Source organism: Gordonia otitidis (assembly GCF_020735545.1).
Lineage (GTDB): Bacteria > Actinomycetota > Actinomycetes > Mycobacteriales > Mycobacteriaceae > Gordonia > Gordonia otitidis.
The window spans coordinates 3320677-3345181 of the sequence record NZ_CP085974.1; the positions used below are offsets into that span (position 1 = coordinate 3320677).

At 66.2% G+C, this 24505-nt stretch carries 26 protein-coding genes; 13 read left to right on the forward strand and 13 right to left on the reverse strand.

The annotated features are described in order from the left end of the window. The 3 genes from LK459_RS15210 to LK459_RS15220 all read left to right on the forward strand — a co-directional run bounded on the left by LK459_RS15210 (window position 1) and on the right by LK459_RS15220 (window position 1867). Window positions 1-897 (forward strand): DUF3558 family protein, encoded by an 897-nt coding sequence (locus tag LK459_RS15210; RefSeq protein WP_227923779.1) that lies wholly within the window; start codon window positions 1-3, stop codon window positions 895-897. Beyond that, window positions 894-1445: a DUF3558 domain-containing protein gene (locus tag LK459_RS15215; protein WP_007236956.1), complete on the forward strand. Its 552-nt coding sequence runs from the start codon at window positions 894-896 to the stop codon at window positions 1443-1445. The genes LK459_RS15210 and LK459_RS15215 overlap by 4 nt, the downstream gene beginning before the upstream one ends. Before the next feature lie 65 nt (window positions 1446-1510). Further along, complete coding sequence (locus LK459_RS15220; protein WP_227919301.1) at window positions 1511-1867, forward strand: VOC family protein; 357 nt, start codon at window positions 1511-1513, stop codon at window positions 1865-1867. Window positions 1868-1940: 73 nt separating this feature from the next. Here the strand turns inward: LK459_RS15220 and LK459_RS15225 are convergent, their stop codons facing one another. Continuing rightward, window positions 1941-2765 (reverse strand): acyl-[acyl-carrier-protein] thioesterase, encoded by an 825-nt coding sequence (locus LK459_RS15225; protein ID WP_007236958.1) that lies wholly within the window; start codon window positions 2763-2765, stop codon window positions 1941-1943. A 143-nt stretch (window positions 2766-2908) separates the two neighbouring features. Between LK459_RS15225 and LK459_RS15230 the strand changes: the two genes are divergently transcribed. The 5 genes from LK459_RS15230 to LK459_RS15250 all read left to right on the forward strand — a co-directional run bounded on the left by LK459_RS15230 (window position 2909) and on the right by LK459_RS15250 (window position 8720). After that, window positions 2909-4594 (forward strand): FAD-dependent oxidoreductase, encoded by a 1686-nt coding sequence (locus LK459_RS15230; RefSeq protein WP_227919302.1) that lies wholly within the window; start codon window positions 2909-2911, stop codon window positions 4592-4594. A gap of 90 nt (window positions 4595-4684) precedes the next feature. After that, window positions 4685-5995, forward strand: coding sequence for a glycosyltransferase family 4 protein (locus LK459_RS15235; RefSeq protein WP_227919304.1), 1311 nt, complete (start codon window positions 4685-4687; stop codon window positions 5993-5995). Further along, entirely contained in the window at window positions 5982-6707 is a 726-nt protein-coding gene (locus tag LK459_RS15240; RefSeq protein ID WP_007236800.1) for a class I SAM-dependent methyltransferase, read from the forward strand. The genes LK459_RS15235 and LK459_RS15240 overlap by 14 nt, the downstream gene beginning before the upstream one ends. A gap of 37 nt (window positions 6708-6744) precedes the next feature. Next, window positions 6745-7782, forward strand: coding sequence for a prenyltransferase (locus tag LK459_RS15245; protein ID WP_227919305.1), 1038 nt, complete (start codon window positions 6745-6747; stop codon window positions 7780-7782). A 77-nt stretch (window positions 7783-7859) separates the two neighbouring features. Next, on the forward strand, window positions 7860-8720 hold the full coding sequence (locus LK459_RS15250; RefSeq protein ID WP_227919307.1) for an LLM class F420-dependent oxidoreductase: 861 nt from the start codon (window positions 7860-7862) through the stop codon (window positions 8718-8720). Window positions 8721-8774: 54 nt separating this feature from the next. Here LK459_RS15250 and LK459_RS15255 read toward each other — a convergent pair whose 3' ends face one another. The 3 genes from LK459_RS15255 to LK459_RS15265 are packed head-to-tail and all read right to left on the reverse strand — an operon-like array spanning window position 8775 to window position 10882. After that, entirely contained in the window at window positions 8775-9353 is a 579-nt protein-coding gene (locus tag LK459_RS15255; RefSeq protein WP_227919308.1) for a peroxidase-related enzyme, read from the reverse strand. A gap of 55 nt (window positions 9354-9408) precedes the next feature. Beyond that, a complete protein-coding gene (locus LK459_RS15260) occupies window positions 9409-10017 on the reverse strand; it encodes a TetR/AcrR family transcriptional regulator (protein WP_227923781.1) in 609 nt (202 codons plus the stop codon). 19 nt (window positions 10018-10036) lie between these two features. Beyond that, on the reverse strand, window positions 10037-10882 hold the full coding sequence (locus tag LK459_RS15265; protein ID WP_227919310.1) for an SDR family oxidoreductase: 846 nt from the start codon (window positions 10880-10882) through the stop codon (window positions 10037-10039). 212 nt (window positions 10883-11094) lie between these two features. Between LK459_RS15265 and LK459_RS15270 the strand changes: the two genes are divergently transcribed. Both LK459_RS15270 and LK459_RS15275 read left to right on the forward strand, forming a co-directional pair. Beyond that, window positions 11095-12513: a flavin-containing monooxygenase gene (locus tag LK459_RS15270; protein WP_227919312.1), complete on the forward strand. Its 1419-nt coding sequence runs from the start codon at window positions 11095-11097 to the stop codon at window positions 12511-12513. Beyond that, a complete protein-coding gene (locus tag LK459_RS15275; RefSeq protein WP_227919318.1) occupies window positions 12510-13466 on the forward strand; it encodes an alpha/beta hydrolase in 957 nt (318 codons plus the stop codon). Before LK459_RS15270 ends, LK459_RS15275 begins: the two co-directional genes overlap by 4 nt. A 17-nt stretch (window positions 13467-13483) precedes the next feature. On the opposite strand, the gene LK459_RS15280 is transcribed toward LK459_RS15275, so the two are convergent. Next, window positions 13484-15010 (reverse strand): acetyl-CoA acetyltransferase, encoded by a 1527-nt coding sequence (locus tag LK459_RS15280; RefSeq protein ID WP_227919320.1) that lies wholly within the window; start codon window positions 15008-15010, stop codon window positions 13484-13486. Then, window positions 15010-15813 (reverse strand): class I SAM-dependent methyltransferase, encoded by an 804-nt coding sequence (locus LK459_RS15285; protein WP_227919322.1) that lies wholly within the window; start codon window positions 15811-15813, stop codon window positions 15010-15012. The genes LK459_RS15280 and LK459_RS15285 overlap by 1 nt, the downstream gene beginning before the upstream one ends. Window positions 15814-15862: 49 nt before the next feature. On the opposite strand from LK459_RS15285, the gene LK459_RS15290 reads away from it, so the two are divergent. Together LK459_RS15290 and LK459_RS15295 are read left to right on the forward strand one after the other, a co-directional pair. Further along, window positions 15863-16831, forward strand: coding sequence for an NADPH:quinone oxidoreductase family protein (locus LK459_RS15290; RefSeq protein ID WP_227919326.1), 969 nt, complete (start codon window positions 15863-15865; stop codon window positions 16829-16831). Window positions 16832-16915: 84 nt separating this feature from the next. Continuing rightward, window positions 16916-17191, forward strand: coding sequence for a DUF2277 domain-containing protein (locus LK459_RS15295; RefSeq protein WP_039993083.1), 276 nt, complete (start codon window positions 16916-16918; stop codon window positions 17189-17191). 16 nt (window positions 17192-17207) lie between these two features. On the opposite strand, the gene LK459_RS15300 is transcribed toward LK459_RS15295, so the two are convergent. From LK459_RS15300 to LK459_RS15330, 7 genes are all read right to left on the reverse strand, one after another. Further along, a complete protein-coding gene (locus LK459_RS15300; protein ID WP_227919327.1) occupies window positions 17208-18155 on the reverse strand; it encodes an amidohydrolase family protein in 948 nt (315 codons plus the stop codon). A gap of 4 nt (window positions 18156-18159) precedes the next feature. Further along, window positions 18160-18789, reverse strand: coding sequence for a PaaI family thioesterase (locus LK459_RS15305; protein ID WP_227919329.1), 630 nt, complete (start codon window positions 18787-18789; stop codon window positions 18160-18162). A gap of 11 nt (window positions 18790-18800) precedes the next feature. Beyond that, the gene (locus tag LK459_RS15310) at window positions 18801-20174 is read right to left on the reverse strand and encodes an alpha/beta hydrolase domain-containing protein (protein WP_227919330.1); all 1374 of its coding nucleotides are present in this window, start codon (window positions 20172-20174) and stop codon (window positions 18801-18803) included. 9 nt (window positions 20175-20183) lie between these two features. After that, a complete protein-coding gene (locus tag LK459_RS15315) occupies window positions 20184-20609 on the reverse strand; it encodes a carboxymuconolactone decarboxylase family protein (protein ID WP_407648597.1) in 426 nt (141 codons plus the stop codon). Further along, window positions 20606-21514, reverse strand: a complete 909-nt coding sequence (locus tag LK459_RS15320; protein WP_227919332.1) for an NAD(P)-dependent oxidoreductase — start codon at window positions 21512-21514, stop codon at window positions 20606-20608. Before LK459_RS15320 ends, LK459_RS15315 begins: the two co-directional genes overlap by 4 nt. Next, window positions 21511-22260: an SDR family oxidoreductase gene (locus tag LK459_RS15325; protein WP_227919334.1), complete on the reverse strand. Its 750-nt coding sequence runs from the start codon at window positions 22258-22260 to the stop codon at window positions 21511-21513. Before LK459_RS15325 ends, LK459_RS15320 begins: the two co-directional genes overlap by 4 nt. A gap of 90 nt (window positions 22261-22350) precedes the next feature. Next, complete coding sequence (locus LK459_RS15330; protein ID WP_227919335.1) at window positions 22351-23817, reverse strand: aldehyde dehydrogenase; 1467 nt, start codon at window positions 23815-23817, stop codon at window positions 22351-22353. An 82-nt stretch (window positions 23818-23899) separates the two neighbouring features. On the opposite strand from LK459_RS15330, the gene LK459_RS15335 reads away from it, so the two are divergent. Beyond that, window positions 23900-24487 carry a TetR/AcrR family transcriptional regulator gene (locus LK459_RS15335; RefSeq protein ID WP_227919337.1) on the forward strand — a complete coding sequence of 196 codons (588 nt, stop codon included), beginning with the start codon at window positions 23900-23902 and terminating at the stop codon, window positions 24485-24487. Window positions 24488-24505: the final 18 nt, after the last annotated feature.

Here is a 24505-nt window from a genome sequence, read left to right on the forward strand (position 1 = left end):
GTGAGTGGACGCGTCGACGCCTACATCTGGGCGATCCGCCTCACCAAGACACGGTCAGCTGCGGGTGACGCGTGCCGGGGCGGCCACGTCCGCGTCAACGGGGCCACCGCCAAGCCAGCCCAGCACGTGAGCATCGGTGACGAGGTGCGGGTGCGGCTGGGTGGTCGCGAGCGGATCGTCGAAGTCACGCGGGTGATCACCAAGCGTGTGTCCGCGGCGGCGGCGGCGGCCTGTTACATCGACAAGAGCCCACCCCCGCCGTCGAAGGAGATCCTGGCGAGTCAGCCGCGCCGCGACCGTGGCGCCGGGCGGCCGACCAAACGTGAGCGTCGCGAGATCGACAAGCTCATGCGTGGCGGTTTTCTCGTGTCGATGGCGTTGTTCGTCGCGCTGATCGGCAGTGCGTGTTCGTCGGATTCCGACGATGCGGCAGGTTCGGGTGGCGGCACCGCCGCCACGGCACCTGGCAAGGCCGGGTCGGGCCCGTTCTTCGGGCAGTGCGGTGGCGTCACGACAGAGGAGGTCGTCGACCTCGCCAAGATCGGCGCACTGACCAATACGGTGAAGAATCCGTCGGCATGTGAGTGGACATCGAGCGCCGATCGCACCGGACCTGTGGCCTCGTTCAACTGGTATCGCGGTTCGCCGATCGGGCGGGAGCGCGCAACCGAGCAACTGTCGCGTGACTCGACCAAAGACATAGAGATCAACGGCCACAAGGGATTCATCGCATCCGACTCCGGTATCTGCGAGATCGGCATCGGCTTCGGTGCCGACTTCTTCGAGTGGTCGGTGAGCGCCGGCACCACGTCTCTGAGTGACCAGGCTCCCGACACCGAGCAGATCTGCGACGCGACGCGTCAACTCGCCACGATGTCGATCGAGCGTGCATCATGAGCAGCCGCAGGCGTGTCGTCGCGTCGGTCCTCGCGGCCGTTGCCCTACTCGTCGCCGCGCTGTCGGGCTGCACGGTCGACGGCCAGGCCGTCTCGTCCGAACAGGCCAACTCCGAGCAATCCGGCAACGTCGATACCGATCAGTTCGACAAGCTGACCCTCGAGTGTCAGGTGCTGTCGACCGCGCAGATCGCCAAGGCGGTCGGCGGGACGGCGGCGCGCGGCACGTTCAACGGGGCCATCTGCAGGTGGATCGTCGACGGCGCGGTCGCCGCGAATGTCACGTTCAACTGGTTCGAATGGGGCGATTTCAACGTCGAGAAGGACACCGCCAAGAGGCTCGGATACACCACCGAGAACGTGCGGATCGTGAGCCAGGCGGCCTTCACACAGCGTGATCCCGCACGTCCGGCGGTGTGCGGTGTGACCAGTCGCGCCCCGACCCGCGGCGTCTACACCTTCTGGGTCGAACCGATCGGGGGCGCCGCGGCAGATCCGTGCGCTGCGCCGACGAAACTCATGGAGTTACTCCTCAACGGAGGGCAGTAGGCCGCGACAGGTTCCGGGCGAACGTATGTTCGACTTCTGGTCGGGTGACCGGTTAAGGTGAGCCCATGACACTTTCGGTAGCCATGATCACCGTCGACGCACTGGAACCCACGACACTCGCCGCATGGTGGGCCACCAACCTCGGCGGCACGATCGTGGAGGAGAACGACGGCTTCTTCGTCATCGTCGCGCTGGGCCAAGGACAACCGGTGATCGGTTTCCAGAAGGTCGACGACCCGACGCCCGGCAAGAACCGGATTCACCTCGACCTGACATCGCCGGACTATCCGGCTGTCGTCGACACCCTGGTGGAGAACGGCGCCACGAAGATCGGCGATCGGGAGATTCCCGGCGGCGGCTTCGAGTGGACCACGCTCAGCGATCCGGCGGGCAACGAGTTCTGCGTTTCCGGCGGACACTGATCACGCGCTCGTCGTGAAGCACGACGAGGAGTCGTCGTAACCACGCGGCTCACTCGTCCACGCTGTGCGGCATCTAATCGTCCGGGTGCGTGGTCACCGATACCGTCGCCGCGACCTGGTGCTCGCCCTCCTCGTCGCCGGGAATGAGTATCCACAGCAGCAGGCGCTGCGGTTCTCGTACACGTCGCAGTGTGATCGGCGTACCGGGCACGATCGGCCGGAGGTACTCGATCGTCAGACGGTGCGGTCCGTCGATCAGATCGGGGTGGTCGACGAGTTCGTCCTCGACCGCCTCGAGGTAGGCGGCGTTGTTGAGATGCTTGAACGGGTCGAAATCCGTGCTGCGCAGCACGTGCTCGCGATCAGGGGCCGACGCACCCTCGGCGTCGGGTGCCTTCTCCGGATTCATCGATTTCCACCGCAGACGATGCTCGTCTGTCATCGACGACAGCAGTTCGAAGGCCTCGTCGGAGATCCGCGACGGCATGCCCTGGTCGTTGACGTTGATCCAGAACGCCTCGGTTTCGATCAGCCCCGCCTCGCGCGGTTCGGGATTGAAACGGTTGGTCTCGTGTTCAGCGGTCAGGCGCACACGCATGTTGGTCCACCGCGTCGAGAGCGAGCCGCACCAGCGCTGCGCGGTCACGGTCGCGGGCCACGAGATCGGCCGGATGACGTCGACGACGGTGCGGCGGACTATCCAGAACGGGTCGGAATCCCCGAGTTCGGTCGCCTCGATGTTGTCGTTCGCCACATCCTGCAGATACCGCGCAACGGCGTCGAGGCGTACCCGCATGTCCTGGTCGACATCGCCTGTGCGCACGCGGTACGCGGCCTCGAAGTATCGGGCCCCGTCCTTACGATCGGGCAGGCCTGCCTGGTTGAGTTCGCGGGTCAATAGGTGTCCTCGGTTCGCATTCGTGCTGCGTGGGCGGCTCACACGCCGGGGTTACGATCGGGTGGCTCACAGGGCAATCGTTAAGATACAGTCACAACAAAACTAGAACACGTTCTACGTGTTGAGCTCCGAGGACAGTGCAGATGGCCCATGTGATCACACGACCCTGTTGTAACGATGCGAGCTGCGTCGCGGTGTGCCCGGTCAACTGTATCCACCCGACTCCCGATGAGCCCACTTTCTTCACCGCCGAGAGTCTCTATATCGATCCGGACACCTGCATCGACTGCGGTGCATGCATCGACGAATGTCCGGTCGAGGCGATCGTCCCCGACGACCAACTCGAGGAACGCGACGAGCCGTACCTGCAGATCAATGCCGACTACTACAGGGACCACGATGTCGACGGCGGTCTCGTCCCCCCGAAGAAGGCGCCGAAGCTACCCGACGGCGAGATCCGTGTGGCGATAGTCGGTGCGGGCCCTGCGGCCTTCTACGCCGCCGACGAGCTGGTCCGCAAAACGCAGATCTCGGTGGACATGTTCGACCGACTGCCGACGCCCTACGGACTCGTTCGCGCGGGTGTCGCGCCCGACCACGCGGCGACCAAGGGCGTCGAGTCGACGTTCGCCGCGACGTCGTCGAAGCGCAATTTTCGCTACTTCCTCAACGTCGAGGTCGGCAAGCACATCAGCCACGACGAGCTCGTCGCGCGGTACAACGCGGTCATCTACGCGGTCGGGGCGCCGACCGACAAACGGCTCGGCATCGCGGGCGAGGATCTGCCGGGCTCGGTGTCGGCCACCGAGTTCGTCGCCTGGTACAACGGACACCCGGATTTCGCCGACCTGACCTTCGATCTGTCCGGTGAACGTGCGGTGGTCGTCGGCAACGGCAACGTCGCGCTCGACGTGGCGCGCATCCTCGTGACCGATCCCGACGAACTCGCGAAGACCGACATCGCCGACCACGCACTCGCGGCGCTGCGTGAGTCGAACATCCGGGAGGTCGTGCTCCTCGCCCGGCGCGGCATCGCGCAGGCGGCGTACACCAACAGCGAGTTCCTGGCGCTCGGCGACGTCGAGGGGGTGGACGTGATCATCGATCCCGCGGAGCTCACGCTCGATCCGGTGTCCGAAGCCGCGAGGTCGGACGGCGAACTCGATTCGACGATCGCGACCAAGCTGCGGCTCGCGCAGGAGTTCGCCGAACGACCGCGCACAGAGGGCAACAAGCGGATCGTCTTCCGCTTCCTCACGTCGCCGACGGAACTGTCCGGGGGCGACCGCGTCGCAAAGCTCCACGCGGTCGGCAACGTCTACACCGAGACAGGTGAGAACGTCGCCATCGTCCCGACTGACGAGGCATTCGACATCGACACCGGACTCGTGCTGCGCGCGATCGGCTATCGGGGAGTACCCATCAACGACGTGCCGTTCGACGACGTGCGCTGCGTGGTCCCCAACGTCGAGGGTCGGGTGCAGTCGACCGTCGACGGCGACGTGGTCCCCGGCCTGTACGTGACGGGCTGGATCAAGCGCGGCGCCACCGGGGGCATCGGACGCAACCGCTTGTGCGGACAGGAGACCGCCGAGTCGGTGATCGCCGACTTCGTCGCCGGAATCCTACCCGACGCCTCGACGACGGCTGACGACGTCGCCGACCTCGTCGCCGACCGGGGTGCACATCGCATCGACCTGGCAGGGTGGAAGAACATCGACGCCGTCGAACGCGGTGCAGGCCGGTCCGCGGGGCGTCGTCGTGTGAAACTGGTTCATATCGATGAACTCGAGTCGGCGTCCCGTGAGGTCGCCGAGTCGCGATCGTGACGGCGGAGTCGTCAACACAGGTGGCGGCAGCGAGGCTTGCCGCAGCATCGGTCCGTCGACGGGCCGTGAGTCGAGAGGTGGAACCACAACGTGCGCGTGGCATTACTGTCGTATCGCAGCAAACCCCATTGCGGTGGGCAAGGCGTCTATGTGCGTCATCTCAGTAGAGAGCTCGCGTTACTGGGGCACCAGGTCGAGATCTTCTCGGGGCAGCCGTACCCGGAACTCGATCAGGCGGCGATCGACGCGGGCGTCACGCTCACCAAGGTGCCCAGCCTCGGGCTCTACGACGAGCCTGACCCGTTCCGTACTCCACGGCCGAGTGAGTACCGCGACTGGATCGATGCCCTCGAGGTCGGTGCCATGTGGACGGCGAGTTTCGGCGAGCCGCTGACCTTCAGTCTCCGTGTCGCGCGGCTGCTCGCCGATCGTCGCGACGACTTCGACATCGTGCACGACAACCAGTGCCTCGGTTACGGGCTGCTGCAGATACAGAAGCAGGGCTTCCCGCTGATCGCGACGATCCACCATCCGATCACGCGCGACCGCTCGCTGGCGGTCAAGGCCGCCAAGGGCTGGCGCAAGATCACGGCGTGGCGCTGGCACTCCTTCCTGCGGATGCAGGGTCGGGTCTCGCGCCGGATTCCCGAGTTGTTGACGGTGTCGCGCAGCAGCGAGGTCGACATCCGCAAGGCGTTCGACATCGAGTCCGGCCGCATCACCACCATCCCCTTGGGCGTCGACACCACGGTCTTCCGGCCGGCTGCCGCCGACGGCCGGGTCCCGGGCCGCGTGGTCTGCATAGCCAGCGCCGACGCCCCCCTCAAAGGTGTGTCGTATCTGCTGGAGGCGATCGCCAAACTCAGCGCCGAGCGCGACGTCGAACTGACTTTGGTCTCCAAGCTCGATCCGGACGGGCCGTCGGCCACGATGATCGATGCGCTCGCGATCTCGTCGCGGGTGAAGGTGGTGTCGGGTCTCGAGGACTCGGAGATGGCCGAACTTCTCGCGTCCGCGCAGGTGGCATGCGTCCCCTCGCTGTACGAGGGATTCTCGCTGCCCGCGGTGGAAGCGATGAGCTGTGGCACACCGCTTGTCGCGACGCATGCGGGCGCGATCCCCGAGGTCGTCGGAACGGACGGACAGTCGGCTACGCTGGTGCCTCCACGTGACTCCGAACGGCTCGCCCAGGCGATCGGCGCACTACTCGACGACGAGTCGGCCCGCGCCGCGATGGGTGCGGCAGCGCGCGAGCGAGTCGAAGAGCGGTACAGCTGGGCTGCAGTCGCCGCGAAAACCGCAGCGCATTACGAGACGGTGCTCGAGCGCGTGCGCATCGACGGCTCGACGGCAGAAGGCGTAACGATGGAATCGGAGAAGGGGAGTCATGCTCACAGTTGATTTCGACCGCTTGGGAGTCGGATCGCACACGAAGGTCATCGACATCGGTGCGGGTCAGGGCAGGCACTCTTTCGAGATGTTCCGTCGCGGGGCGGACGTCATCGCGTTCGACCAGTCCGAGAGCGACATGGCCGACGTCGCGGAGATGTTCGACGCCATGATGGCCGAGGGCCAGGTCCCGGCCGACGCCAAGGCACGTGCCGAAGTGGGCGACGCTCTTCGACTTCCGTACGCCGACAACAGCTTCGACGTGGTATTGATGTCGGAGATCCTCGAGCACATACCCTCCGACGAGGCGGCCATCGCCGAGATGGCGCGCATCCTCAAGCCCGGTGGCGTCGGTGCGGTCACGGTCCCGCGCTACTGGCCGGAGAAGGTGTGCTGGGCCTTGTCGGACGCCTATCACGAGGTCGAGGGTGGTCACGTCCGGATCTACAAGGCATCGGAGTTGGCCGACAAACTGCGGTCGGTCGGCCTCGAGGTGACGGGCACCGATCACGCGCACGCGCTCCATGCGCCCTACTGGTGGCTCAAATGCGCTGTCGGCGTGGAGAACAACGCAAACCCATTGGTCAAGGCCTACCACAAGCTGTTGGTGTGGGACATGATGTCGGCACCGGCGCTGACCCGGGTCGGCGAGCAGGTACTCAACCCCGTGATCGGCAAGTCGGTCGCGTTGTACCTGCGGAAGCCGGAGCTCGCGGCGTCGTGACCGCGACGTCGAGCGTCGTCGAGTCCACCACTGGCCGATGACCGCGCAGGCGCACGTCGGTGCGCTCGCCATCGCCGGTGTGGTGACCGGCGAGCAGATGCGCGACACCGGAGCCGCCATAGCCGCCATGCAGGAGGAGTGCGGCGCCCTCCCGTGGTTTCCCGGTGGCCGCACCGATCCGTGGGATCACATCGAGTCGGCAATGGCGCTGAGCGTCACAGGATTTCACGCTGAAGCCGAGGCCGCGTACGACTGGAGCCTGCGCACCCAACGCGACGACGGATCGTGGCCGCTGCGCTTCGACTCCGGCGTCGTGACCGACCACGGCACTGACTCCAACTTCTGCGCGTACATCGCTGTCGGTGTGTGGCACCACTATCAGATCACCGGCGACACCGTGTTCCTGGAACGCATGTGGCCGGTCGTGTGGTCGGCGATCAACCTCGTCCTGCGCTTCCGCCGTCCCGACGGCGCTTTCCGCTGGGCGGGTGACCACGCGACCGGTGCCATGTTCGACGAAGCGCTGATTACGGGGAACGCCAGCATCTTCCACGCGCTCGACTGTGCTGTGCGCATCGCAGCCGAGGTCGATCAACCCGACGACGAATGGGTACGGGCCCGTGCCGCGCTGCGCGACGCATTCGTGTGCAGGCCAGACGTTTTCGAGAGACCGTCCGAGCACTCCATGGACTGGTACTACCCGGTCCTCGGCGGTGCTGTGCGCGGCAGGGCCGGGCAGGAGATGATCGCACGACGCTGGGAGGAGTTCGTCGTTCCAGGTCTAGGAGCACGGTGTGTCGACCACCGACCGTGGGTCACCGGAGCGGAGACCTGTGAACTGGCGATCGCTCTCGATGCGCTGGGTGACACCGGAGACGCCGTCGAGCTCATCACGTCGATCCAGCACCTCCGTGATCCGGATGGCTCGTACTGGACCGGACTGGTCTTCGACGACGGCAAGCGCTGGCCGGTGGAGAAGAGTTGCTGGACGTCTGCGGCCGTGGTTCTCGCTGTCGACGCGGTGACGAGGAGCAGCGAGGCCAACGGGATCTTTCGCGATGCGGGGGCGTGGTGATCGTGGGGCCGCACGAACGGAGCCAAAACGAGAACATGTTCTAGACAGGTGTCCAGTCGTCTGCCTATTCTGGCGGTATGGATTTCGGGATCGTTCAGTTCACCAGTGATCGTGGGCTCAAGCCACAGGTAATCGCACCGCTCGTCGAAGACGCGGGTTTCGCCTCCTACTTCGTTCCTGAGCACGGGCACATTCCGACCAGGCGCGACGCCGCGCACCCGCAGACCGGCGACTCGTCGCTCCCGGATGACCGCTACATGCGCACCCTCGACCCGTGGACGTCTCTCGCCGCGGCGGCTGCGGTCACCTCCCGTATCCGCCTGGCGACGGCGGTGGCGTTGCCGGTGCAATCCGATCCCATCACGCTCGCCAAGACACTGGCCACGCTCGACCACATCTCCGACGGCCGGGTGACGCTCGGCGTCGGATTCGGATGGAACCTCGACGAACTCGGCGACCACGGCGTCCCGTCGAAGCGCCGCCGCACGATGCTGCGTGAGTATCTCGAGGCGATGCGCGCGTTGTGGACCGCCGACGAGGCCGAATACCACGGCGAATTCGTCGATTTCGGCACGAGTTGGGCGTGGCCGAAGCCGCCGCAGGGTTCGATTCCGACACTGGTCGGTGCTGCGGGCAACGAGAAGAACTTCCGGTGGATCGCACGCAGCGCCGACGGCTGGATCACGACACCCGGTGAGGAGGACATCGCTGGATCGGTCGCATTGCTCCGAAAGATCTGGGCCGACGCGGGCCGCGCGGGCGACCCGCAGGTCGTGGTCCTCGACGTCAAACCCATCCCCGAACGTCTCGACCATTTCCGCGATCTCGGCGTCACCACCGTGTTGTACGGCGTGCCCGACGACAGCGTCGACCGGGCAACCGGTTACCTGGCCAAACTCGCGGGCAAGGTGGGCATTGCGCCGGCGGTGGTGCGCTGATCGAGCACGCCCCGCCGGTCGAACAGGCCTCAGCGGTCGGTCCGCCGACGCTCGTCAGTCGGTGGTCGGCCCCCGATCGAGCGAGTGGTATTCGGCGTTCGGCTCGATGCCCAGCGCCGACGAGATCCGGTTGGTGAAGTTGTACATCGCGGTCAGTTCGACGACATCCCAGATGTCATCAGGCCCGAGGCCCGCGTCGGCGAGTGCGTCGACGTCATCTCGCTCGACGGTCGCGGGCGTAGCAGTCAGCTTCTCGACGAAGAGGCAGATGGCACGCTGTCGATCGGTGAGATCGGCGTGACGCCAGTTGAACACGATCCGATCGGCGTTGGCCTCGTCGTGCATCTCGTGTCGTAACGCCTGACCGTGTGACACCAGGCAGTAGGTGCACCGGTTCACTCCCGACGCGACCACCGCGATCATCTCGCGATCGGCACCCGAGAGCGTCTCCGACGGTTCGGTGACCTGCCGAAAATGGTTGAACCAGGCCGAGAACCGCTCGGGACGGTGAGCATATGCGGTGAACACGTTGGGTACGAATCCGAGCTGCTCGGCTGCCTTGCCGAACAGCTTCTGCAATTGGGGTGACAGTTCCTCGACCTCGGCGTCGGGAAAATACGATCCAGTGCTCATCACTCGCTCCTCACGGGCTCTTCGTGACCGGAGTCCGGCCACACGGGTCACCCAATCACACGTGCGGATGCTCGTGAAGTCCCGGCATGACGAAGCTCTCGATGTAGTGTCTGACGGAGTCCTGGTCGTCAGGGTCGATCGTCGTGCCGGGTACGGTGCCCAGGCTGATGAGAACCCTCGCGACCCACTCCGAGGTGGTGTCGACGTCATGCCCGGCGTCGACCTGTCCTCCGTCGATCGCGGCCACCACGTAGGGCCGCCAGAAAGCGGCGAGATCGGGGACGAGTCCTGCGACGCCGACGCCCGCGCACGCGGCGAACTCGTCCGGTTCGGTGGTTCGCAAGCGGAGCAGCAGTGCGCCGGGGTCGTCGTAGGCGCCGCGTCCGATACGGACACCCGCGACGAGTTGTTCTGCGAAACCCTCGATGGCGTCGAGTTCGGTGCGTGCGTTGGCCCAGAACGCCTCGTTGAGTCGCACGATGGTCGCGCCGACCATGGTCTGCTTGTCCGGGAAGTGGCGGTAGAGCCACGCGCGCGAGACTCCCGCGACGTCGGCGACCTGCTGCATCGTCGTGGCCCGAATTCCCTTGTCCGCCAGCAGTGACTCAGCGGCGTCGAGCATCCGATCGGTTGTCGAACCGACACGTGGGGTCGTCGACTGCATGGTGCTCACCTGCCTCACGTCACGTCAATGGGATGCGGCCGCTGCGTACTCCGGCGACGACGCCTCCGTCGACCAGGATATCGGTGCCGGTGATGAAGCCGGAGCGCACCGGGTCGAGGAGGAATTCGACGGCCGAGGTGATGTCTTCTGCCGTGCCGAATCGCCCCGCAGCGCACTTGTCGATCATGGCCTCGTAGCTCGAATGCGCGAACTCGGCGTCGAACTCGCGCCAACCCATCTCCGTGGCGGTGACGCCGGGGCTGACCGTGTTGATCCGCGCGCCCCGGTCGCCCCAGGCGGGTGCCGCGGATTGCACGCGAAAGACATTGCCGCGCTTGCTGTAGCCATAAGCGAGCCCGCATGCCATCTCAGGTCCCATGTCGCTGAACGAGAACATCGGCAGCCCCGCCAGCTCGCCGGCGGGCAGCGTTGCGAGCGCCAAGCCCTGCTCAGGGGTGACCGCGTCGGCGAAGATGTGCGCGGCGACGCTGGCGATGACCACGCCGGCGCCGCCCTCGGCGATCACTCGACCGAACTCCTCGATGACGTGTGCTGTGCCGACGAGATTGACCTCCACGATGCGGGCGGGCGTGCTCTGCGCGGGGGAGACACCTGCGGTGTGTACGAGCGATGTCACCTCGCCCAGAGATGCCGCACGGTCGGCGAGCGCGGCGACCTGATCGCGGTTGGCGACGTCGACGGTCTGTGCGGTGACGTCGAAGCCGTTGCGTCGCAGCGTCGTCTCCAGTGCTTTGAGGTGTTCGGCGTCGTGGTCGGCGATCAGAAGAGGTCGGCCGGACCCCAGCCGCCGGGCGACTGCTTCGCCCATTCCACCGACACCGATGACGGTCAGCACTGATGCCATGGTTCCTCCGCTCGACACCCGACACCACATCAGCCGACGGTGGTGGGTACTGGGCGAACTCTATCAACGAAAGTAGACATTTTTGCGAAAGTGTTCACTACCGAACTCATTGGGGAGTAGACAGAAATCTGAATCTGTCAACACGCCATGAATCGTCAACTGGCATGAATCGTCAACTGGCATGAATCGTCAACGCCACCGAGAGGGACAACATGAGCGCACGTCCACCAGAGACGGCTGTGATCGGCGCGGGCATCAGTGGTCTGACCGCGAGCAAGATGCTCGCCGACTACGGGGTGCCTTTCACCACGTTCGAGTCCTCCGACCGCGTCGGGGGCAACTGGGCGTTCGGAAACCCCAATGGGCACAGCAGTGCCTACCGGTCGCTGCACATCGACACCTCCAAGCATCAACTGTCCTTCCGCGACTTCCCGATGCCCGACGACTATCCCGACTTTCCGCACCACACGCTGATCAAGCAGTACCTCGACGACTACACAGACGCCTTCGGGCTGCGCGAGAAGATCGAGTTCGGCAACGGCGTGACACACGCGCAACGACTCGACGGTGGGGGATGGGAACTGACGACCCAGCGCGGCGAGACCCGCCGCGCCGACCTGCTCGTCGCGGCCAACGGGCATCACTGGGACCCGCGGCTTCCCGATTTCCCCGGCGAGTTCTCCGGTGTGCAGATGCACGCACATTCCTACATCGACCCCCGCACGCCGCTCGAGCTCTACGGCAAGCGCATCCTCGTCGTCGGATTGGGTAACAGTGCCGCCGACATCGCAGTCGAGTTGTCGTCGCGCACACTGGAGAACACCGTCACCATCTCGACGCGATCGAGCGCATGGATCGTCCCGAAGTATCTGGGCGGCAAACCCGCCGACAAGTACTACCGCACCTCGCCCCACATCCCGTTCGCGTGGCAGCGAAAGGTCGCTCAGGTCTTCCAGCCGCTCACCGCGGGCCGTCCCGAGAACTATGGACTACCGAAGCCCAATCACAAGTTCTTCGAAGCACATCCGACCCAGTCGGTGGAACTGCCCTTCCGCCTCGGCGCGGGCGACGTCACCGCGAAGGGCGACATCGAGCGTCTCGACGGCGACACCGTCCACTTCGTCGACGGCTCGTCGGCTGACTTCGACGTGATCGTCTACGCCACCGGCTACAACATCACGTTCCCGTTCTTCGATCCCGACTTCATCAGTGCACCGGGCAATCAGATCGACCTCTACAAGCGGATGATCTATCCGGGCATCGATGACCTGTTGTTCGTGGGTTTTGCCCAGGCGACGCCCACGTTGTTCCCGTTCGTCGAGTGTCAGTCGCGGTTGGTGGGGGCGTATGCGGTCGGCGAGTACCAGCCGCCGTGCGTGGCGGAGATGCGGCGCGTGATCGCCGACGACCAGCAGTTCTACACCGGCCACATGGTGCACACCGCGCGGCACACACAGCAACTCGACTACTTCCTGTACGAGCACGACATGCGTACCAGGGAGCTACCGGCAGGCCGACGACGGGCAGCCGAACGGGGAGCGCCGACATGGGCCGGGGTCGGGGATCGATCAACGCAGGATCACGCGGCCACAACGGAATTGGTATCGGCCAGGAGCGGGGTAGCACGATGAGCGAGCGCAGCAGAGGCGACGTCACCTTCGACAGCGAGGGAACCGAGTGCCACGCGTGGTTCTATCCCGCTGCGGCCGACTCCGCGTTCGCCACCGCCGACGGCGTCCCCGTCGTCGTCATGGCACACGGTTTCGGTGGCACCAAGGATTCGGGTCTCGACCCCTTCGCTCGACGACTCGCCGACGCGGGGCTGGCCGTGTTCGCCTTCGACTATCGCAATTTCGGTCTATCGGGAGGCGTTGCCCGACAACGTGTATCGATGACCGGACAGATCGCCGACTACCATGCGGCCGCCGATGCCGCTGTGCGTCAACCGGGAGTCGACGCCGGTCGGGTCGTGCTGTGGGGTCTGTCCCAGTCGGGTGGACACGTCCTGCTCGTGGCAGCGGACCGCAGCGACGTTGCGGCCGTGATCTCCGCGGTACCCATGGTCAGTGGTCTGGCCGCGGGGCGTCATCATCTCCCGCACGTCGGTGCCCTCGCGATGCTGCGACAGAGCGTCGACGGTATCGCGAGCGCGGCGTCGTCGAAGATCGGTCGCGCGCCGCACATGCTGCCCATCGTCGGCCGCCCGGGCCAGCAGGCGGCGCTCACGAGTCCAGGGTTCTACGAGAGTTACAAGGCGATTGCGGGTCCGTCGTGGCGCAACGAGGTCGACGCGGCGGTGACGCTCGAACTCGGCTCCTACCGGGCCGACAGGAACGTGGATCGGATCAGCGCACCGACGCTCGTGCAGATCGCCGACTTCGACCGCGGGGTGCCCGGGCATGCCGCAGCCAAGGCCGCGTTCAAGGCACGCGCCGAGGTACGCCACTATCCCTGCGACCACTTCGACATCTTCGCCGAGGTCGACCCCGCGACATTCGAGCGGGTCGTCGACCACCAGATCTCTTTTCTGACACACCAGCTGGTGGTGAACGGAGCTGGTCGGGAGGTCGTTGTCGGCGGCTGAGACCCGTCGCGTCACAGTCAGGCGAGCCGCGCGCTGTTGGCGCCCTCGCCGGCCTCGATCATCACCTCGGCGCCGAACGGGTCGCCCGACTCGAGAGCGGTCAGCAGTGCGTCGTCGGAGCTGAGCGCCGCTACGCGGGTGTGGTCGTCGTGTGTTCTCGCGACGACGACACCGATCGGACCGCGCTTCGTGTGGTCGACCGTGTAGGTCTCCAGAGTTGCGGGCCCCGTGAAGAATTCGGCCACGGACAGCGACTTCTCGGCGTCGACTCGGCTCTGTAGTCGCCGATCGGCGCGCGGCACCCAACCGGCAGGCGTGGTCGAATAGACGCCGACCGACGTCTTGCTCATGATGCCGCCGTTGGCCACCACGAGCCCGAAGCGCCCGGGCTGTGCCCGAAGCCGTTCGACGGTCTCGACGATCGCGTGGCTCGAGTAGTTGTGGCCGGGGCCGCCGAAGAACGGAAGGCCCCCGGTCACCGTCAACCCCGTCGGTGCGTCGGCGTCGAATCCCAGTGCGTCGCAGACGTTGAAGACGGGGATCGGGAAACAACTGTAGAGATCGACGGTTGCGAGGTCGTCGACTCCGGCACCGGCCATGTCGAGCGCACCGGACGTCGCTATCGCCGCGGCCGGACTCGCGCCGATGTCGGCCCGGGCAAGAAGGGCCTGCTCGTGGAGGTCGGTGTGACCGTGCAGGAACACCCATCGGTCGCGCGGTATCCCCATCGACGAGGCGTTCGCCACCGACGTGAGGATGATCGCCGAGCCGACGTTGACGAGGTCGCGGGCGACCACCAGTCGCGGATATGGCTGCGCGATAACGCGATTGGCGTCGGTGATCGTCGCCAGCTCGTCGACGGCGCGGACCACCGGCGACGCCGCGAACGGATTGGCCGCCGCGACCTCGGTGAACGGCGCGAACAGACGACCCATGGCACGACGATGCTCGTCGACGGTCGTACCGAGCCTGCGGCGTCGCGCGTTCTCCGCCAGCGCGTACGCCACCGGCATCGATGTCAGCCGATGTCGGATCATCGTCATGTCGATGAAGTCCTCGAAACGAGGTCCTCGGTCGTCGAGTTGGCCACCGACCTCTTCCCCGAAGTCGGGCCGGTCGTCGCGGTCGGCGAAATACCGCGCGGTCGAGGTGGCTTCGGCCCCGACGACGAGCACGCAGCGAGCCTCACCCGCGGCGATCGCCTCTGCGTGTTCGGTGACCAGCGATTGCGGTGACTGCCCACCGACGACCTCCAGGAGCGCCCGCTCCGGGGTCATGCCGACACGACGTGCCACCGATCGCGGATAGTTGTCGGATCGTCCCAGCGGGCTGGGAACGTGCGGCATGTTCTCCATCTCGCGAACGGCCGCGATGACGTCGACGCACTCGGCAACGGTGGCAGGGGCGCCGGTGTCGTCCAGTGCGGCGCGCGTGGCAGCGGACCCCAAATCGACACTCGACCACGCACGGTAGTCGGGGGTGTCGATACGATCGCCCGCCTGGCCGACGCCGATGATGACCGGCGTGTGGGGATCGATGTGCATCAGCGTGATCGGCTGTTCCCGACGTCGCCGCGCGACAGGGGTTCTCCGGAGTCGCTGCGCGACAGGGGCTCTCCGGAGTCGCCGCGCGACAGAGGTTCTCTGGAGTCGCTGCGCGACAGGGGTTTCCCGACCTCGCCGCTGTCGCGGCGGAGCACTCGCAGCGAACCCTCGACGCGCACCTCGGTGAACTCGCCGCTCGCGAGTGCCTGGCAATAGATCTCGTAGGGCGGTCGTCCGCCGTCGGCGGGGTCGGGGAAGACGTCGTGGATGAGCAGGGCGCCTCCGATCCGTACCCACGGCGCCCAACCGTCGAGATCGTTCTGTGCGGCCGTCATGGAGTGACCGCCATCAATGAACACGAAGTCGGCGGGCGAACCCCAGATACGTGACGCGACCGTGGAGGGTGCGAGAATCCCGATCACGGTGTTCTCGAGATCGGCGTCGAACATGGTGCGCCGGAATCGTGCCGCCGTGTCGAGGGTGCCGGTGTGGGGGTCGACGAGCGTCGGGTCATGGTATTCCCAGCCGGGCTGGTGCTCCTCGGAACCGCGATGATGGTCCACGGTCACGATGGTCGCGCCGAGCGGTTCGGCTGCCGCGCCGAGGAACACCGTCGACTTGCCACAGTAGGTACCGATCTCGATACCGAGCTTCGTCGAATCCTGTTGGGAGAGGTACTCTCCGGCGATCTCGAAGAGTGTTTGTGCTTCGTCGAGAGGCATGAAGCCGGGGGTGTCGTCGGCGACTTGGCGTCGGGCGTCGGACGGGGCTGACGTCGGTTGTGACGCCGATGGTGCGCTCATGTCACAGATCCTAACCGTACGAGCGTTCGCTCCGCGTAGGGTTGGCAGCATGAAAGCACAGGTGCTCACCGAAGAGTCCGGTCCCAATGGTCTGCAGTTGACCGAGGTCGACGATCCGACGCCCGCCGACGGTCAGGTACTCGTCGACATCAAGTCGTGCGGCGTGTGTTTCCCCGACCTCCTGATGAGTCAGGGCAAGTACCAGTTGCGGCTGCCCCTTCCGTTCACGCCGGGGACCGAGGTCGCGGGTGTGGTTCGCGAAGCGCCGGCCGACTCGGGCTTCGCCGCGGGCGATCGCGTACTGGTCGCGTCGATCGTCGGCGGATTCGCCGAGCAGGTCACGGCGGCGCCGGAACAATTGCTGCGGATGCCCGACGAGTTGTCGTTCGACGAGGGCGCCGCGATGGGCATCAACTTCCAGACCGCGCTGTTCGCGCTCAAGTTGCGCGCGCAGACGGCGCCCGGCGAGGTCGTCGGGGTGCTCGGCGCCGCCGGCGGCGTCGGCGTCGCCTCGATTCTCGTCGCGAAGGCCATGGGCGCCAGGGTCGTCGCGATCGTCCACCGAACGGGTGCTGAGGAGATGCTGCGAGAACTGGGCGCCGACCACGTCGTGCAACTGTCCGACGGATGGGGGGACCGGCTCAAGGAGTTCGCCCCGGAGGGCGTCGACGTGATGATCGATCCCGTGGGCGGAGACGTGTTCGACGAAGCGCTGCGCCAGGTCGCACCCGACGGTCGGTACGTGGTGATCGGTTTCGCCGCCGGCGGCATTCCGACGGTCAAACTCAACCGTGTCCTGTTTCGCAACATCGCCGTGGTCGGTGCCGCGTGGGGCGAGTACGTCCGCACTCACCCCGACGTGCCGGCATTGCTGCACGACGAATTGACCGAGATGATCGAGGCGGGTCTGCGCCCACCGGTGAACTCGCGGTACCCACTCGCCGACCTCTCGCAGGCGTTGACGGATCTGTCCGAGGGACGGATCCTGGGTAAGGCGGTCGTGCACATCGCTGACTGAGCTGCGAGACGCCGGTCGAACTCGTCGGGACCACCCGGCCCGTCGAGACCACCCAGCTCGTCGAGACCACAGGAAGGATCCGCCATGTGTCGCAACATCACCGAGCTGCGTGGCCTCGAGCCACCGGCGACCGACGACGAGGTCGAGGCGGCAGCGCGTCAGTATGTGCGTAAGGTGAGCGGAATCCGACACCCCTCTGCAGCGAATTCCGACGCGTTCGAGGCGGCCGTCGCGGCGGTCACTGCAGCGACCGAAACGCTGCTCGACGCGCTCCCGGAACGTCGACAACCTCCCAAGACGGTGCCCCCGCTGCGTCGTCCCGAGGTCCGGGCCCGCATCGCGGCGTCGCATACCGACTGACCCCGTCGACGAGTCGCTACGCGGCGCTGCCGACTCCGAACAGTGCGGCAGCGTTCTCGTAGAGCACGCCGCGCAGCCAGTCGTCGCCGAGCTCTAGTCGCACCAGCGCGTCGAGCGCCTCGGTGTAGGGATACGGGATGTTCGGGTAATCGCTGCCGAACAGGATCTTGTCGCCGAGGTCGACCAGTCGCGGCCGGAGTTCGACGGGGAACGGTGCGCCCTGTTCGGAGAAGTCGGTGAACGACATGGTCGTGTCGAGCCGGACGTTCTCGTACGCGTCGGCCAGATCGAGGAACGCGTCGAATTCCGGGGTCCCCATGTGTGCGACGATCAACGGCAGCGAGGGAAACTGCCGGAGCAGTGCTGCGATCGGCTCCGGCCCGGTGAAACGGCCGGGCGCCGGGCCGGACCCGCAGTGGATGACCACGGGCACGCGGGAGTCGGCGATCTGCGCCCACACGCCGGTGAGGCTCGGGTCGAGCGGCGAGTAGTCGCCGACCTGGATGTGCGACTTGAAGACTCGCGTGCCGCGCTCGATCGCCGTCGAGACGTACGACGCCGCGTCGGGCTCCGGATAGAACGTCGCGGTGTGCAGGCAGTCGGGATGGTGAGCGGCGAAGTCGACGGCCCAGCCGTTGAGCCACTCGGCCATATTCGGCTTGTGCGGATAGATCATCGACGAGTAGGCACGAACCCCGAACGCCTGCAACGCCGACACGCGCACGTCCTCGTCAGCGCGGTAGGTGATCGGCCATTCGCGCCCGAGTAGCGGTCCGACCGAGTCGAAGTACGCCCACACCTTGTCCATCACGCGACGCGGCATGAAGTGGGTGTGCACGTCGATGATCCCGGGCAAACCCAAGCTGAGCCAGAACTGCCGAACCGCTGCGGCCTCGGCGGCCGTGAACGGGGCCGGAGGAGTGTCGTGGTCGTGAGCGGCGTTCGAGTGCGCTGGATCGGTCACAGGATCACCGTACGCCCACTGTCGGAGGGTCCTTGGGCACGATGAACAGACCTTCGGCCTCGACGGTGACACCCTCGGCATCCGACAGCGTGCCGCGCACCGTCTTCTTGCGGCCGACACGTTCGACGATCTCCGCACGAGCGACCAACCGCCCCAGCGGGGTAGGTCGCAGATAGCGGAACTCGATCGTGCCGGTGTAGCTGGCCTCGTTGTCGACCGCGGCTGCCTCGCCCAGGACCTGGTCGAGGACGAGCGCGCAGACACCACCGTGGACGTGACCGGGCGGTCCCTCATAGGCGGCGCCGAGCGTGAATGTCGCGCGCACGCCGCGTCCGTCGGGCTCCGAATGCACCGGTGGCGCGATCGCGTTGCGCATCCCCATCACCGCGTTTCCCCATGCCATCCCCACCAGGTCACTGGTGTAACGCACACCGTAGGAGCCGTCCATCTGCCGGGCGCGCAGGGTGTCGACGACATCCGCCACCGTACGTCGGGCATCGGCGATCACGTCGTCGTCGACCTCGGTGCGGATGACGGCGTCGACGAGGTCGCGCACCGACGCCACCAGCGGCTCGAAAACCGCGCGGCGTCTGGCGATCTCGTCGTCGGAAATGTCTTCCAGGGTGAAGTCCACTAGGTGATCTCCTAGGTCGGTGACGGCGTGACGGGCCGCACGTCGGCGAGGATGTCATCCCGGTCGGCCGCGCAGATCACCCCGCGCGCGATGGCGTCGTCGGTCGCTCTCTCGTAGGCGAGCAGGTAGTCGGCTGGGGTGGGGTAGAGCGAGGCGAGTGTGGTGTCGGGCAGTCGCGTGGTCGAGCCGAAAAGCACACAGATGCGGGGCACGTCGCCGGTGACGACTCCGCTGAGTACTTCGGTGGGCACGTCGACGCACGGAGTGCGGACGCCTCCGCGCACGTTTCCGACCTCGTCACGCATGTACCGGGGTGGCACAGAGGTGGGATCGACGTCGAGCGGCGGGGCAGTCGGGGGTGGGGTGCCGTCCTCGATCCATGCCCGCAGGTGCGCGACCGCGGCACGGAGCACGAACACCTGCTGACCGCGATTGACCGGTGACGGACAGCCGAGGAGGTCTTCGTACTCGCCGATCTGGACGATGTCGGCATGTGATGTCCCGGCCACCTCCCACGCACGGAAGAGCTCCGAATCCGGTTGCCTGGCTTCGATGTACCGGAAATCGGTGAGGACGTCGGTTTCGGTTTGCACCACGAACACCGGTATCCCGGCATCATCGGAGATCTGACATGGCGGTTCCTGGTAGGCAGACGAGATGTCGATCGGCCCGCCTGCATCGCCGAGTGGTAGTTGCCCGAGAGGTCGAGAATGGATCAGTGCGGCGTCGATCGACTCGTGCACTGTGGCAATCAGATTCACGTAGGTCGTCAGCGCCATCGCCGACTGCGATTCGCCTGCGGCGATCACCCAGCGAACATCGAGTCCCGCAAGCGGACTCGGCTCGGTGGTGTCGCGCAACGCAGTGATGATCGATCCGAACATGTCGTAGCTGTAGGCGTCGCCGGGATGCTGCATGCCCGCATAGCGTTCCGGATCCTTGCCCTCCAACGAATCGCCCTGTACGCCTGCTGTTCCCGCGCCCGTTGTCTCGAGATCGACAGAATCACGCCCGCCCGCGACGCCCGTGTACTGCGCGGAGATCCCCACGTACGCCGTGCCCGAACGGAGGAGTTCCTCGGCGAGGTAGGTGTATTCGGGCGCGGAGTCGGCCCCGCTGCTGACGTTGAACCACTCGACGACGACGTGACCGTTGAACTGTGCCGCGTCGGGTCGACGCACCAGGATGCGCGTCGTGAACGGCGCGGTGTCGACGTCGTCGAGACCACCATCCGGTGTCTCGACGAAGCGTCGCGCGATACCGCTCGCCGCATACTCGTGTTCGGAGTATCCGCGACCTGCGAGGTCCGGGCCGGGCGACGCAGACATGACACTCGTGTGACCGGCCCCGCCGGTGAGTTCGCGGAACGTGATGGGTTGCGCCATGCTCCGAGGCTAGCGCTGCGACTTGCGATGCTTGTTGATTACCTGGCCGAACATCATGTTCATCTTCGTCCCCAGCGGCCACCCGACGTAGTAGCAGAGGAACAACGCGATCTCCTCGAGTTGCTCAGGGGTCAGCTCCTCGTTGCCGAGCGCTGCGCCCGCCTGGATCTCCGCGACGTCGATCTGACCACTCGCCGCGAGGGCGCCGAGCAGGACGAGGCGTCGATCGCGAATGCTCAGCGCGGGGCGCGACCAGACCTCCGCGAACAGTTGGTCGGCGGTGTGCGCGAAGTGCAGGCCGGGACCGTCGGACATCTCCCATCCGTAGACCTGCGACATCAGGTCCAGACCGCGCTTGCGCTGTGCGGTCTGCGCCTCGGCGGACGCGCCGGATTCCGCGTCGTCACCGACAGCGGTGTCGTCGACGTCGGTCATTTCCCTCCTCCGCGATGTGGCACACCGAGACCGGTTGCCAGGTCGGTGAGTGCCTGTGTCCCCAGTGGTAGATCGACGTCGAGCTCGCCGCCGAGATCGAGCGCCAGTGACAGATCCTTCTCGCCGAGCTCGCGGACGTGCGTGAAGATGCCGTACCAGAAGTCGTCGGGATCGATCGCTGCCGTGGTGTCGCGCAGCATGATCGCCCCGGCGCCCCCGGTGATGGCGTCGGTGTGTCGGACCACCCTGCCGAGTTCGGCGACGTCGATGCCCGCGGCCTCGGCCAGACGTGAGGCTTCGGCGGTCGCCGCGAACGAGATGAAGTGCAGCAGATTGCGTGCGAGCTTCATCCGTGTGCCCGCCCCGACCTGCTCTCCCGCGTGCACCACCATGTCCGCGGTCAACGCGAACGGTTCCGTCAACCGCAGATACGCCTCACGGGGACCGCCCACCATGACGGCCAGCCGGCCCTGTTCCGCGCCGGGGGCGCCGCCGGAGATGGGCGCGTCGAGGAGCGTCACGCCGTGCTCCGCGCACTCGGCGGCCAGGCTGACGGCGCTCTGCGGACTGATGGTCGAGTGGACTGTGACCACGGTGCCGGGCGCTGCGCCCGTGAGCAGGCCGCCGTCGCCGGTCAGCACGGTGCGGACCTGGTCGTCATCGCGCACACAGACCCCGATGACGTCCGACGACGACGCGAGTTCCGACAGCGATGACGCCGCGTGCGCGCCCTGATCGACCACCTTCGCGACAGCATCGGGGGCGAGATCGAAAACCGTCAGTCCGCCAGGCCATTTCGCGAGTCGTCCGGCCATGGGTCCACCGATGTTGCCGAGCCCGACGTAGCCGAGCCGCACGACGGGACCGGCGGGGTGAGCCTCGTCGTGCGCTGTGTCGGTGCTCATGAGCGGATGACCTGCCCGCCGTCGACGTTGAAGATCTGACCGGTGACCCAACTCGCCTCGTCGGACAGGAGGAACAGGCACATGCCGACCAGGTCTTCTGGCTGACCGAAACGCTTGAGCGGCAGCCGGTTCACGATGTCGGCGACCATCTCCTTCGGGGTCGTCTCGCGCGTCGCCTCGGTGTCGATGGGCCCCGGCGCGATGGCGTTGACGCGAACGTTCTGGCCCCCGAGTTCGGTGGCGAGTTGCTGCGTGAGTCCATTGACGCCGACCTTCGCGAGCCCGTAGAACCCGCTGTACAGCCACGCGGCCGTGGATGACTGGTTGACGATCGCGCCGCCGTTGCGCATGTGGCCGTAGACAGCCCGGGTCACGTTGAGTGCGCCGTCGAGGTTGACGCTCATGAATTTCTTGTAGTAGTCCCAGGGGACGGTGATGAGGAAGTCGAGTTTCATGCCGCCGTAGATCGCGGCGTTGTTGACGAGGCCGTCGATGTTTCCATACGCGTCGACGGTCGCGGACGCGAGAGCCTGCGCCGACTCGGGGTCGGAGACATCGGTGTGGACGTAGCGCCCGCCGATGTCGGCTGCGACCTTCTCGCCCGCCTCGTCGTTGAGGTCGGCGATCACGACGTTCGCACCCTCCGCGGCCAGGCCGCGTGCATACGCCTCGCCGATGCCGCCCGCGGCTCCGGTGACGATGTAGGTGCGATCGGTGAATCGTGTGGCTGTTCGTTCGGATGTCATTGAACTGCTTTCTGTCTCAGTGTGCTGCTTGCTGTTCGGGTGTGGTTCCTGTGCCGACCGACATGCACCGGGAGATCGGGCCCGTCGCGATCAGACGGGCTCAGCGATGGCCTTGGTCTCCAGGTATTCCTCGAAGCCTGCGACGCCCATCTCTCGGCCGATGCCCGATTGCTTGAATCCGCCGAAGGGGACGTCAGCCGAGTACCAGATGCCGCCGTTGATCGACATGGTTCCGGTGCGGACCCCGTCGACGACTTTGTTGATGCGCGCGCGATCGGTGCCCCATACGGCTCCCGACAGGCCGTACGGGGAGTCGTTGGCGATACGGATGGCGTCGTCGTCGCCGTCGTGGGGAAGGATCACGAGCACGGGGCCGAAGATCTCCTCCTGCGCGGTGCGTGACGAGTTGTCGAGTCCGGAGATGAGGGTGGGGGAGACGAAGAATCCCCTGTCCTTGTCTGCGGGGCGATCGCCACCGACCTCGATGGTCCCTCCCTCGGTCTGTGCGAGTTCGATGTAGGACTCGACGCGCTCGCGCTGTCTCGCGGAGATCACCGGTCCGCAGATCGTTCCGGGATCGGCGGGGTCCGCGGCCGCGAAACCCGACATGGAGTCGCGGGCCAAGGCTGTTGCCTCCGAGAGCTTTTCACGTGGGACCACGAGTCGGGTGGTGATCGCGCAGCCCTGGCCCGCGTGGGTCACGACGGCGAACGCGGCCATCGAGACGGCCGACGCGAGGTCGGCGTCGTCGAGCACGATGAACGCCGACTTTCCGCCCAGTTCGAGAAAGACCTTCTTGAGTGACTCGGCGGCCGACGCCATCACCTTCTTGCCGGTTGCCGTGGATCCGGTGAACGAGACGATGTCGACCCGCGGATCGGTGGACAGCTGTGCGCCCAATGCGTGATCACTCGATGTCACGATGTTGACCACGCCCGGTGGGAAATCGGTCTCCTCGGCGATCACCTTCCCGACGAGCGCGGCGCACCAGGGTGTGTCGGGCGCGGGTTTCAGAACGACGGTGCAGCCCGCGGCGAGTGCAGGTCCGATCTTGGCGAAGTTGATCTGATGCGGGAAGTTCCACGGAGTGATGGCGCCGACTACGCCGACGGCCTCTTTGCGGACCTCGCGTGTGTTCTTGATTCCCATGGGTTTCGCTTCGCCGAGATCGTGCGTCCACGTGTAGTTCTCGGCGAGGTCGGCGAAGTATCCGAGGTCGTTGATCGGTCCCTCGAGTTGGGGGCCGTGGGTCAGGAAGACGGGGCAACCGACCTCGGCGACGGTGAGCTCCCGCAGTTCGTCGGTGTGGCGCAGAAGTGCGTCGCGTAGTTGCCGCAGGCAGTGCGCGCGGAATCCCGCGTCGCGCGACCAGCTCGTCGTGTCGAAGGCGTGGCGTGCGGCGGCGATCGCCGCGTCCATGTCGTCGGCGGTCGCATCGGCCGCCTGGCCGATGACCTCTTCTGTTGCGGGGTTGACGATGTCGAAGACACCGCCGGTACCGGGGGTGAGTTTGCCGTCGATCAGTAGATCCGACGCTGATGCTGGACGAAGAGACATGGAATGGGACTCCGGTGACTACTGGAAGACTATCTGGACAGGTGTCTGGACTCGCGTTCAAACCTAGTGTAGCGTCGGTCACATGTCCAGCCCCGTGTCGCAGGAATCCACCCGCCGCCGACTGTCCGCCCAGCAGGCCGAGACAGTCGCGAAGTTGACGGATGCCGCGGTCGAGGTACTCAATGCCGAGGGGTTCGACGGTCTCACCGTCCGCGCGGTCGCCAAGCGGGCGGGAGTCGCGCCCGCGACGGCCTACACCTACTTCTCGTCGAAGAGTCACCTTGTGGCAGAGGTGTTCTGGCGCCGACTCGCCGAGGGCATCCCCGAGGTCGACATGGCTTTGTCTCCCGAAGACCGTGTCGCCGAGATCCTGCGGAACGTCTCACTGGTGGTCGCGGGTGAAGGGCAGCTCGGCGGCGCCGTCACCGTCGCATTACTCGGCACCGACCCCGACGTGGAGCACCTCCGGCTGCGGATCGGCGGGTTTATCCGAACCCGGCTCGCGCAGGCCCTCGAGGTCGACGTCGAGCATCCGGGCCCGGTCGTCGACGCACTCGAGATGCTCTACGCGGGAGGTCTTGTCCATGCGGGCATGGGGCACCTGAGCTACGAACAGACATCCGAACGACTCGTCGCCGCGGCCCGACTGATTTTGTCGGCCAGATCCTAGTACCCGGTGGGACGCTCG